The organism is Novipirellula galeiformis (genome assembly GCF_007860095.1).
Taxonomy (GTDB): domain Bacteria; phylum Planctomycetota; class Planctomycetia; order Pirellulales; family Pirellulaceae; genus Novipirellula; species Novipirellula galeiformis.
In genome coordinates this window covers 132,833-138,832 of record NZ_SJPT01000012.1, presented here as the reverse complement: position 1 = coordinate 138,832, position 6,000 = coordinate 132,833, and the positions used below count along the sequence as shown (strand labels likewise).

Sequence of the window (6,000 nt, the reverse complement as noted above, 5' to 3'; positions counted from 1 at the left end):
GAAGAACCGTTATTCGTCGGTGAATCCTGATCCACAGGAGGCACCATTTACCTTCCCGTTAAGACCGGCCCACTGTCAACTTTTCGTGGGCAATTCCACATGACAGGAAAAACTCCCTTGATGGACTTCGACGAGCTGAAAAGGCGTTCCTTTGTAATCCGCGATCTGCTCAAGAAGTACAAGGTCAAGCTCGTCGCTGGCGAGGGGTTCCAGCAGGCTCTGGCTGAAGCGGAAGCAATCGCCGATGCCGTCACGAAGGGCGAAAAGGGCACCGAGAAAGCGTTCGTCGAAAGCGCTCGGGCCGCAAGCATCGTCTGGAACCTATCTGAAACCCTTAAGCCGTGCCTCGACCACGGGCTCGATCCGACCCAGCATTTGAAGCAGATCACTACCGGCTCGGTCGATTACGGCACTCCGGCCGGCGAAGGCGAAAACAAGAAAATATTCTTCAAGGACTTCGAGCTTGAACTATTCGCCGCAGCAGAGTGCATCAAACGTGGGATGAAGGTGGCGCTCAATCCAGTATCGAACGACCCATCCGGGGACCTGTTCATCGAGCCTTTGCGTGCCGAGGTGAAGCATCCGAACTCGCCGAACCAACTCGTAAAACTGGTCAAAAAGTTCAACGGCAAACTGAACGAGAACGACTGCTTCGGCGTTTTTGTCGTTGGGCTAGAGGACGCCTTCAAGGTCGATCCTGGCAAAGTATTCAGCTACGAGGCTGAATGGCGTGCCTGGCTTGAGTCGAAGGCAAACGAGGTTGAGGAGTTCGGCAAGACGTTTCTGCAACTGGCGGCGAAACTGCCACGGATTCTCGTCGTGGTACAGACCTGGACCGTCTGGTTCCAGGCAGATGGAGCCGTCAATCTTCGCCGCCAGGGAAATGCCGTTCTGTTTGACGAGCACGCCAACGTGCCCGAAGCGGCGGCTTTACGGGCGTCGGAGGTTGCGGCGGCTTTCAACCCCAACTTCGGGTACTGGTCGAAAATTAAGGATAAGGTCACAGCCGTCCAGCCAAACCCGTCCGCCGGATAATATATTTCCCTGATAGGTTACACCGATGGCGAGAGCTAACAATCCCGCAATCCTCGGCGAGTGCGCCTACTGCCCGGTCCCGGGGACTACCAAGGACCACATCCCACCCCAGACGATCTATGCGAAAGGAACCCAGAATAAGCCGTGGGTTCCCGCATGCCGAAGATGTAACGGTGGCGCGAGCAAGGACGACGAGTACATGCAGCGGTTGGCGATGCTCTCGGGAGCCGAGGCATCGAAAGACGCCCAGGCCGTCGAAGAGCGGTTTATGCGGGCTATTCAAAGGAAGGAGGCCAAGGGGCTCCAGGCCGACACGTTCGCCTCGCTGTCGAAGCAGACCCCAGAGCAGGAACTGCTGTTCCCTGGCGGGATCAACATGGCCCTGCAGGGCGAACGCCTTGGACGGATCACTGACAAACTCGTGCGGGGGTGGTGGTACAAGCTGAGCAATGGGCTGAAAATCCCCGCCGAACACTCCATCATGAAGTACACGCTAGGCGACAGGAAGAATACGAACCCCCTGTACGATTTCAACGAGCAAGAGATAGGCAAATGTCCCGGTTTCTTCTCGGGGGACTATGCCTTCTCCATGCAGATGGCGTACTGTCCGAACAGCCAACTGACCTGCTGGCGCTTCATCTTCTTTAAGGTGTTCGGGATCATGGCATATACGTGCAGGAAGCACGAAGCGGGCTTTGACATTCTAAATCTTCGGAAGCCGTACTCCGTGATCGACTACAACGACTGACGGGATTCAGTCAATGCCGTGCCTCAAGCCCCTTGCACAGCATACGTTCTGAAAGTGCGAACTCATTCAGGTGTTACGTCATCCTTCCGCCACCGCAACCTGGCTTCCCAGCCCCGGACCCCGGTGACCAAAAGTTCAATAGCCGTCTTGTCGCTACTACTAATTCGAGCGTTCTCGGGACGCCCAATATCGGCCGATTGCATTCCCAATTTTCACGACTGGCACCGACATGGCTGTCTTCGAGCCAAAGGCGCGAGACCGGCAGATTCAGGGCCAAGCATCAGACAAGTAGCACGCACAGGACGAACCGTCCTATGCAACAACCTGCATGCTCCGGTTTCATCGACCGGTAGATCACTCGCCTGCAAACTTCCTTCGGCAGCAAGGGCATTCACCCTCGATCCCCCGTAATAGAGCCATGAAGGCGGAAGGCTGCGGGATCGTCATGATTGCTTTGAATGCCAATGGATCTCGATGAGCGTAGTGCCGGTAAGTGACGCCGCTGACAGAGTGACCGAGGATTTCGATGGAAGACTCGGGCATGTGCTCGTCGTAGTAAGTCGCGCAAGTCTTGCGGAGATCCTTCAACAGCCAGTCTTTGGCAACGCCGGTTTCAATATCGACTTTATCGCGAATCCCTGCGAGGGCGATCAGCCGTTTGAAGACCGCGTTGGGCCTCGCAGTTCCACCAACGAATATCGGTTCCTCTGGTACGAACATTGGAGGTTGAAGCCGACGCAAATGTGCGTGAACCGCCCGATTAATCGGCCGATAGAACGATTTGTTCGTTTTAACTCGTCGATAGAATAGCCATCCATAGCGAGATCGAAGCTTCGATTGTCGATCAGGCGATTCATGGCTCCAGAAAACGTGCCGCCATAAGAGCGGTTCGTGAGTTGTTTTGGTCTTCCAGATGGTACCCGTATCCAGGCCGTAGTTGAAGAAAAGAACGATCGCCGATCGCCAGTACTGACCAAACGGGTGCGGTTGCTTCCACGCGCGTGGTCGGCGCATCTGGTAAGTGGCAAAGTAGAGTGCGTTCAGTTCCGCCTTGCTCAAATACTGACGGCCAGCGACATCGCGTTGCGGACGCGGCTTTGGGAATCGCGGAAGCGACTCAATGATGTCGTTTTCCCATGCCCATGCGGCGATAGCGCGGACATGATCGCGTGCCTTGTTCGATGTCCGCTCCGGATTCTCACCTCCTTGTTTAACTGCATCGTCGTAAATCCAATCCAGAAAATCTCGAATGCTCGATCGGGATAGCTGTTCCAGAGGGATCTCTTGCCCCCAATTGATCCACTTTCTCACGGTGGCTTTGTATTCGTCGCTTGTGCCCTTCGAGTGCTTCTTGGCTTTGCAATAGCGTTGGACAGCGGATGGAAAATTTGTCGACATCTGGAGAATCTCCTGCGTTGCTGTCGACTACCTCCAGCAAGCTCCTCTCGACATGCGATGTGACCGAATGCTCCCTGCTTGACCTCCGAATCTCGGAATAAAATGCGACACTCCACGGTAGTTGGGACCGTCGCGCCGTGCCCGGTCGATGAAACCGGATCTGGCTCAGATTTCGTTGCACCGAACGGTTCGACTCTTGTGCGAGCAGGCGGCTTCGGCGTGTCGGACCGAAAAGCTCTTAACTTGCTGTGACGCCGTCGAATGCGGCGAGGATAGTGATATCGCTGAACGACTAGCGTCTCATTGATTCCACTACCGAGTTCGCCACGGCCCGTACCACGGACGGAATCTCGTCCATCGTCGCTTTCCACGACCACTTTTCATCAGTGACAAACTCCAGGACTATGTCCTCATCCAGCACATCCCCGCGTGCGACTTCGACGAGGAAGATCGACATTTCTTTCTCCAATAGGAACACGACGTGTTCGCCCAGGGCAAGCTGATTTGTCGTCGATTGCCGCAACAATCCAACACTACCACCGGCCTCTGCAACAGACGGCTTCCCCGGAAACTTTGGTTTTTGCCGTGGCGGGGTATACGTCCAACCAAGCTGGACATTATGCACCGACACCGGTCGGGCACTTTCATTCTTGATGACGAATTCAAGCAGGTCGTGATCGAGGCCAGGCGGTCTTGTCACGCGCGCTTTGACATCTAGCTTTAGCCCCTCGGCAGATGGTTCCTCCGCTGGCTCATCTGTGCCCGGCAGTCGATGCGCAATCGCATCATGTTTGAAGACGACCATGTTCTCATCTGTTGCTAGCCAAAGCTGCTGGTCGCCGTCGAAAACTCCAATACCGCTTAACTCCTCGACATCGCGGTTTATGTGAATCAGCAAATCTGCTGCGTCGTGTTCTTCCAACCGGACAGGTAGAGTTCCCCTGATCGTATCGAAAGCCTGACGCGCGCCCTTCTTGCCCTCTGGCCCCCACTGTATCCAACAACTCGTGATATAGATCGCTCCCTTTCCGTTGTTGAACAACTGAATCTGTGCCTGAAGCTTCTGGCGGTTCCACACCGGATTGACTCGCACTTTCAGGTTTCGACCGCCCTGCTGCTTTAGCTCATTCAGGATGCCGACCTGTTCGCGCAGCAGCACCGTACTTTCCTCCCGGAAGAAAGCTTCCTTGGTGGTCCGGTTCTTCTCCTGCAGGAGAAGAGTTTCGAAGTGCAGCGCGCCCCACGGTTGTCGAATCTCGATGCCGCTAACCGCCTGCTTCGCTTTCCAGCCTTCAAACCATTCGGTTTCCTCAAGGCTCAAGTCGACCGGAAGGCAAAGCGTCCAGCTTTTGACCTTAAACTTTGTGCTGTCGCGCACCGTAGTAAACGAACCACGAATCTGACCCTTCTGGGCGTCCTCGATCTTGCCGGGAAAATACTTGATCTGAAACACGTCGATTCCATCAGGATCGCTGAATTCCCCCTCGAAGGAATCCAGGCCGCCATCGCCTTTGAAGATTCGGATGCGTTGCGAATCGGGTCTCTCCACATGAATCAGTTGGCTTACCATGTCCTCGAATTTTTCACGCGCCCCTGCTAAGCCCCATAGGATTTGCAGATTCGACAACTTGATAGCCAATTTTGTCTCTTTCGTTGATGCGGCGTTACAAATACTTCAGCCCGATAGAGCAGTATCACCGAAAAGCCACCCACCTGGGAATGCCACGGACGGTGTCCAGGCGGAAGAATGTGCGCGTTAGATGACTCCTCGTTGAGACCCAAATGGCTTGATCAAGAGTGCGCCCAGAAGGGCGTGTCTGGTGTCAGGTAATGTCCGAGGCTGCGGCCCAGCGAATCTGCTCCGGTGGCCGACGCCGGAGCAGGCTGACTCATGCCGAAATCTTGCTTCGGTACTGCCATGCAAAGAGTTCCGCGAGACGCCACGGATCTGCTACGGTTGAGAGCCATGGCTCACATGGCATGTTGTCGGGTAATCAGTCCCAGTGGTGAGCAAGGTGATTCGTTGGTGCCACTGGCACGATGCTGGTTGCAACCATGGCAAGGTGCCAGAAGTGCCATGCTGAATGCGCAATGCTCGACAAGGTGCAATCGAATCGGCACTCTGAATTTCATCGGTTCGCTGGACGGTAGTACAGACGGGAATTCATAAGCTGACGGAGGAGATCGGCTCGGCTGGCGAGAGTCTTGGCAGAACAAACCCTTGTAGACGTGATGCCCACCCAAATCCAGAGCAGAGGGATGAACATCGCGACGAAGACCCCGAACGCCTGTAGCGAGACATGCCCGGCGAACGCGTATGCGAACTGAGCGACCGCGACCACGAAGAAGAGCTCGAGCCAATGTGGTGTCGGCGCTTGCCGTGTTCCTCGTCCAGACGCAACCTCGGCAGTTGCCAGAACACACGCCGCCTGATCTGCGGTTAGGAGACTTTTGTCATGCGTAACACTCTAACTTTTCGCTGTCGACTGGATCAAGAACCGTTTTGGAGACGCCAAGGGCAGAGCATCTTGTGGAGGCATGCAGGGCTAGCGAGAGCGGGCTAGCCGTAGACGCTCGGTGTGGCTTCACGGTTGCCACGACCGATACCCATGGTGATCGCGCGGCCCGTCGACTTCTGGGGCTGGCTGCTCGGACGCTGGCTGGCCGCATGACGACAAAGCGTTAGGACCGCCCCGTTGGGGCTTTTCCGGCGATTGTTGTTGATAACCCAGGCCGTTGGCCTGGGCTGACATAGGACTGCCCCGTTGGGGCGGAGATGTGACGGTCGAGGAAGGCTTCGCCAGGGTCAGGTCTTGTAT

General features: G+C 55.7%; 4 protein-coding genes. 2 read left to right on the top strand and 2 right to left on the bottom strand.

What is annotated here, in order from left to right; genetic code table 11:
- The first annotated feature begins 117 nt into the window (after window positions 1–117).
- Window positions 118–1,035 (top strand): hypothetical protein, encoded by a 918-nt coding sequence (locus tag Pla52o_RS24065; RefSeq protein WP_197169470.1) that lies wholly within the window; start codon window positions 118–120, stop codon window positions 1,033–1,035.
- Between the two features lie 25 nt (window positions 1,036–1,060).
- Window positions 1,061–1,783, top strand: a complete 723-nt coding sequence (locus Pla52o_RS24060) for an HNH endonuclease (RefSeq protein ID WP_146597178.1) — start codon at window positions 1,061–1,063, stop codon at window positions 1,781–1,783.
- A gap of 354 nt (window positions 1,784–2,137) precedes the next feature.
- Here Pla52o_RS24060 and Pla52o_RS24055 read toward each other — a convergent pair whose 3' ends face one another.
- Window positions 2,138–3,181: a tyrosine-type recombinase/integrase gene (locus tag Pla52o_RS24055; RefSeq protein ID WP_146597177.1), complete on the bottom strand. Its 1,044-nt coding sequence runs from the start codon at window positions 3,179–3,181 to the stop codon at window positions 2,138–2,140.
- 292 nt (window positions 3,182–3,473) lie between these two features.
- Entirely contained in the window at window positions 3,474–4,820 is a 1,347-nt protein-coding gene (locus Pla52o_RS24050; protein WP_146597176.1) for a hypothetical protein, read from the bottom strand.
- Window positions 4,821–6,000: the final 1,180 nt, after the last annotated feature.